This is a genomic window from Phormidium pseudopriestleyi FRX01 (assembly GCF_017313335.1).
Classification (GTDB): domain Bacteria; phylum Cyanobacteriota; class Cyanobacteriia; order Cyanobacteriales; family Laspinemataceae; genus Laspinema; species Laspinema pseudopriestleyi.
The window spans coordinates 1-3,720 of the sequence record NZ_JAFLQW010000138.1 but is presented as its reverse complement, the minus strand read 5'-3'; the positions used below and the strand labels follow the sequence as shown (position 1 = coordinate 3,720).

Below are 3,720 nucleotides of genomic sequence, written 5' to 3'. Positions count from 1 at the left end.
TCGCTGGGGCAGCCTAGAAGGTGAAGCGTTTCACTATGGCGATTTTGGTGGCATAGCCGAGGATAGTGGTACATTCGACGGCTACACGATCCCGACTCGTCTTCGCATTGGCTGGTTATTCGGCAGTGAACAATTTGAGTCAGAGGGTGAATCCTTCCACTGCACGATCGATAAAGCAATTTATAGCGCGTCTAAATGAATTTGACATAAAGAAAGCGAGCAAGATGCTCGCTTTCTTTATGTCAGAATGATTTAGACGCGCTATATTTTCTTCTGTTCAACGTCCCGACTTTAGTCGTTTCCGATTCTTAAAACTAACCTATAGCAATCCTAAATCAGTTGTGGAAGTCCCTCACCCCCAACCCCCTTCGACCCCCTTCGACCCCCTTCGACCCCCTTCGACCCTTCGACTGGCTCAGGGCTCAGGGCTCAGGACAGGCTTCGACTTGCTCAGGGCTCAGGGCTCAGGGCTCAGGGCTCAGGGCTCAGGGCTCAGGGCTCAGAGCTCAGGACAGGCCTCTCCCAGAACGGGAGAGGGGAGAAGACAGATGTTATAAATCATTTAGGAATGCTATATCACCCCTCAATCCCCTAATTGAAAACTCACCACCTGCCAAGGAGAAATCGGCACAACTTCTCCCTTAACCCAAACCTTACCCTCATCTAAATTTTGCTCTAATAAATCCACCCTTTGCAAACTGTTCCATTCCTCCTTAACCGCTAATGTTGTCGGTTTTCCTTCCGATTCATAACACCGCATAATCCATTTTGTGGCATCAATTTCCGACTGCTTAAATGCCATCAAAACCAGACTTTCTCCGGACAACTCTAAAAAACTACCCCCCAAACCGAGCGAACTTTCCGCACTTTCTGAGACTGACTCCAGCGGACGAACCTGCAAGGGTAAATTCAATTCATACCCCTGTCGAACCGTTTTTGCGGTCTGCCAATTGCCTCCATGAGGATAAATACAATAGGTGAATTGATGCCACCCTAAATCTGCCTCCGGGTCCGGCCAATTTGAACCCCGAAGGAGGGTTAAACGTAGTTGATTCGGTGTGGCATCATAGCCATATTTACAATCATTGAGGAGACTCACTCCCCCCTGTTCTCCACTCAAATCGGCCCATTTTAAAGCGGGAACTTCCCATTTGGCTTTTTCCTCGGGGGTGTGGGGTCGAGTGGTTCGTTCCACTGCACCACAAGGGGTTTCGTAGGTCACAAAATCGGCCTCAATGGTTAGGGGAAATGCCGCTTTTACCATGACATTTCGGTCTTGCCAATTCACGGTAGTGGCAATTTTTACCCAGGGGGAGTCGGCTTGGAGGATATACTCTTGAATAAAGTCAGATTGTCCCAATTGGCGAATCACTTGCACTCGTTGTTGCAGTTCTCCCCGTTCTATTTGAATCTGTTTCAGGGTAGCGGGGGGAAGCGGATTTTGGTTATAATTGGGGTCAATATTCCAGGCATCCCAATATTGTCCTTTATCTGCAAAGGCTTGGAGTTGGTTGCCGGGTTCTTTGAGAATTTCCCAATGGTTTATTTTATCATAAATACTGCTAAGATTGCCGGTTTTGGGGTCAATTTTAACACGCAGTTTGTCGGTTTCTAGGATAAATTCGTCATCGGGTTCTAGGGGGGAAGAATTGGGATTGAGTTCGGATTGACCTAACCAAAATACACGATAGCCAATGGAGGGGATATCCTTGCATTCAAACAGGAGATGAGTGGGGGTGAGTTGCGATCGCACTCGATTTCCCTGACTATCATAAACTTGCCATGCCATGCCTGTTGCCGGGAGTTCCGGTAACTCTAGGGAAACGACTTGCGATCGCTGCCAATTGAGAGAGTTAAACACCATAATCGGTTGGGCGGATGGCATCGCTGCGGGAGGAAATCCGGCAATTTGTGAGGCGATCGCCTCTAACGCCCGTTCTAACACTTCCCGTCCCTGTTCTTCCGCTTCCTGCCAGCCCAAATTGGCATCCACATACACTTCCGGAATCGAGGAACCGGGTAAAATATCGTGAAATTGGTTAAATAATACCCCTTTCCAAGCCGCTTCAATTTGGGCTTTCGGATACTCAGTCCCGGTTATCCTTGTGGCGACTGCCGCCCATAATTCTGCTTCATATAATAACCCCTCACAGCGGCGGTTCCATTGTTTTTGGTCTCCATGAGTCGTATAACAGCCGCGATGAAATTCCAGATATAATTCCTCAGTCCATACCGGAAACTCCCCCTGCTGTTGCAACTGGCGCAAATAGTCCTCAGCAGTGGTAAATTCCATCGCTGGGAAAAAAGGAGACTGCCGCCAGCGATCGGCAACTTCTAACATATCCCGAGTCGGACCCCCACCATGATCCCCCACTCCCGGTAACCATAAACTCTCTTTTATTCCCGTTTTTTGTTGCCAATCGCAAGCATAATCCGCCATTTGAACAGGTTCAATTCCCGTTCCAATTGGGGCTGACATTAAACTAAAAATGCGCGTTCCATCGGGGGATTCCCACCAGAAAACGGGATAGGGAAATTCCGTAGTATCATTCCATCGCAACTTTTGGGTGACAAAATATTCGATTCCCCCCTGTTTTAACAGTTGCGGCAATTGTCCACAGAATCCAAAGGTATCTGGAAGCCATGCCACGGGAGAGAGTTTGCCAAATTTTTCTAAACAATACTGTTGTCCATACAACAATTGTCTGGAAATTGCTTCCCCACTAATAATATTTAATTCTGGTTCTACCCACAATCCCGCTAAAACTTCCCATCTTCCATCGGCAACTTCGGCTTGAATGTCTGCAAATAAATCTGGACAGTTTTCTTCAATCCAAGCATACAGGGCAGCGGTGGAATGACCAAAGGTGAGTTCAGGAAATCCCGCCATTAAATCCAGAACCGAGGCAAAGGTAAACTCGGCAGCATCCCAGGTTTCAGCAATGGGCCACAACCAGGCTAAATCTAAATGGGCATGACCGAGTAAAAACAGTTTACTCGTTTGCTGAAACTCTTGTTTCAAATTTGTTCGTAATTCAGCCAGGGAATGCTCAAATTGGGGAATATCATGGGATAAGCTATTCCAGGAAATTGCCTCAATTTGGGTCTTTAATTGCTGCAATTTCGTCTCGGCATCGGAGGCGATCGCCCAATATTTGTAAATCACCGCTAATTCATCGGCAATAAACCCTGGATCAATGCAACTTTCATAACTCTGTTCATAGCTTTTTTCATAAATCCAAACCGATCGCACTAATGCCCCGCCGTCATGTCCTGGACTGACTAATCGTAAGGCAATATCAATCCCCTGACCCGGTTCTACTGCTTCGATAATCATCACCCGAGTCACACAATCAAATAAATCCCCCTCCTGGACTAACTCCCCATTTACAAAAATTTGGGCCTCATCTGCCCACCAAGTTAGGCCCAAGCGCAAGGTTAATCCCGCTACCGGATATCCCTGCAACTGGTCCGGAACCCGATATCGCAACCCTAACCAGAGAGTCTGCTGTCCTTGAGTCCAGGGGATATGTCCTTTCTCGTTCACTTCCGCCTGCTGCCACTGGTCCCAGGTTGCCCCTGCTGTCCCTTCCTCCACGGATAAATCTGCAATTCGGTATCGCCAACTACCGATCGCATTCACCCGAGTGAGTTGCCGCAGTTTCTCAATTGATCGGGTTATTTCACTGTTTGGATCTGGCATAAAATTGCTCAAATTTT

Annotated in this window: 1 protein-coding gene and 1 pseudogene; one reads left to right on the top strand and one right to left on the bottom strand. The window is 47.6% G+C overall.

The window, feature by feature from the left end; all coding sequences use genetic code 11:
- Nucleotides 1–199 (top strand): annotated as a pseudogene (locus J0895_RS05255) (hypothetical protein); the annotation flags it as partial.
- 384 nt (nt 200–583) lie between these two features.
- On the opposite strand, the gene J0895_RS05250 reads toward J0895_RS05255, so the two are convergent.
- A complete protein-coding gene (locus tag J0895_RS05250; RefSeq protein ID WP_207087068.1) occupies nt 584–3,703 on the bottom strand; it encodes an alpha-mannosidase in 3,120 nt (1,039 codons plus the stop codon).
- Between the last annotated feature and the right edge of the window lie 17 nt (nt 3,704–3,720).